The organism is Enterobacter cloacae complex sp. P15RS, assembly GCF_014895905.1.
GTDB lineage: Bacteria > Pseudomonadota > Gammaproteobacteria > Enterobacterales > Enterobacteriaceae > Enterobacter > Enterobacter quasihormaechei.
Map to the genome: position 1 here is coordinate 1 of NZ_JADBQL010000053.1, position 1,710 is coordinate 1,710.

Sequence of the window (1,710 nt, forward strand, 5' to 3'; positions counted from 1 at the left end):
GCACAAACGTCGGTTTGGGAGAGAGCAACACAGCCAATTTTGGAAGCATCGAAATTGGTGCCAAAAAACCTTCTTCTGCAAGCTTTGTGGATTTCCATTTCCTTGGCACTAACGACTATGACGCGCGCATACTGTGCGGTGGTAATTCTAATGGTGCTATGGGGAAAGGTGACTTCACATTTTACGCTGGGAAATACGTTTTTATCGGTGATAGTTTTGAGTTTCGTAACCCTATTACCTGTCAGAATAGCATCAGCGCATCTGCAAAAATTGCGACTACTTCTGATATGGAATGCAAAACTAAAATCGCTGTATTGGCTCCAGCTGACAATCAAAATGCACATGTATGGTTTTATGGTACAGGTGGGGCGTCCAGAGGAGTAATTTATTCCGGCCAAACAGGGATTATTCAGATCCGCCCTGACAATAATGATAACGGCGGCTCCAACGGATACTCTTTTGCATTTGGGGCTGATGGCAAGTTCACCTGCGTTACGATGAATCAGACCTCAGATGAGCGGGTTAAATTCGACAAAGAGCCCGTCAGCGCAGCTCTGGATAAGATATGTTCCCTGACGGGCTACACGTTCGGCATTCAGCTCACAGGAACGGAGTCAGTACGAAGCGCAGGCATCATCGCCCAGGAACTGGAACAGGTTCTGCCCGTTGCTGTGAGTTCTGGCGGGACCGGCACTACGCCAGCAGGAGAGGAAATTAACGACCTTAAAACCGTGGACTACAGTGCTATGAGCGCCCTGTATGTTGAGGCCATCAAGGAGCTGGCCGAACGGTTAAAAATCATTGAAAAAGAACTGGCCGACCTTCGCGGCGCGACAGTTTTCTAACTCTCTTCATCACTTTGCAGACGCTGCTGTGAACGTTTGAAAATTGAATCCGTCGGCATATCCAGACGAACATCGATCCAGCTGTTCACCGGCACGTCCATCGGTTCCCCTTTCGTTTTGACGATCTCCCCCCCATCGCTCAGCATGTATTTCTGCTTATACAAGCGGATAGTCAGTCCGCCGCTTTCAGTTTGCTCGGCTTCAACAACACCCAGCTCCCCCATGCCGCCAGGGTCCATTGGCGGCAGTAACTGCCATCCCTCAGACGCCAGGCCTGCCGAACCGGTGAGCACGTAAACCCCAACATCGAGGCGGGAAAGGGTTATTCCCTCCGCCTCAGCGTTCGCCGTACCACAGCCGCACCAGACAAAGCCTGCTTCGTCGATATCAGTGCGCTGACATTCCTCCAGGCTTTTCACAATACGGGCAACTGGAGATGCAGCCTTAAGCGTACCGTCGCTGGATTTCGTGGTGTTCTGTGTCGAATAAAGGGTATGCGTAGTAGAAAATCCAACGTTAGTTAGCCCGGAAACAGTCCCGTTTCCCTGACGATACTTGAGGCCCTGCGACGTAGAGGCTAACTGCCATGACGTGTAGCCGCCCCCTGTTGCATCATGCCAACCACGTAGCGTTAGCATGCCGGTGTATACATCTGCACCGCTTCCACCGCCCCATGCATTCGCTCCCAGCTGAATGCCGAAAGACATTCCCAGCGGGTATTGAGTAATCAGATCGTACGAAGCGAGTGTCCGGTAATCGCGATGAACCTGAGCCATAACAGCGGCTCCGTTGATGTACGACGACACCGGGGCAAACTGATTATCAACGTCTCTTGTAGCGCTGTTTCCCAAACCGAGGTTTGTGC

The 1,710-nt window shown here is 51.5% G+C and carries 2 protein-coding genes; one reads left to right on the forward strand and one right to left on the reverse strand.

Features of this window, described 5'->3' with window-relative positions; translation table 11 throughout:
* The coding region (locus IM267_RS21065; protein ID WP_193034235.1) for a tail fiber domain-containing protein at positions 1-845 on the forward strand (845 nt) is incomplete at its 5' end.
* Here the strand turns inward: IM267_RS21065 and IM267_RS21440 are convergent.
* Positions 842-1,621, reverse strand: coding sequence for a hypothetical protein (locus IM267_RS21440; protein ID WP_226848262.1), 780 nt, complete (start codon positions 1,619-1,621; stop codon positions 842-844). The two genes, IM267_RS21065 and IM267_RS21440, sit on opposite strands and share 4 nt — an antisense overlap.
* Positions 1,622-1,710 lie beyond the last annotated feature (89 nt).